Genomic DNA, 220 nt, shown 5'->3' with positions numbered 1-220 from the left:
ATTGACACTCCCCACAGCTAAAGCAGGGGGATTCCTGTTTCTTCCACCATTGCATTGGCAAATACCTTACGGTACTGCAATGTCTTACACGGTGTCCACAGGCTATCTTTATACTGTTCCCGCATGCCCTGCGGTACAGTTTTCTTATCTTTATGCCGACTGCAGCTGCAGTCCTTTTTTCAAAATATTGATGCCTGCATTCGTATCCCGGTCATGAACT

This window comes from Blautia sp. AF26-2, from assembly GCF_003460955.1.
GTDB lineage: Bacteria > Bacillota > Clostridia > Lachnospirales > Lachnospiraceae > Fusicatenibacter > Fusicatenibacter saccharivorans.
Note: the sequence above shows the minus strand (reverse complement) of the source record.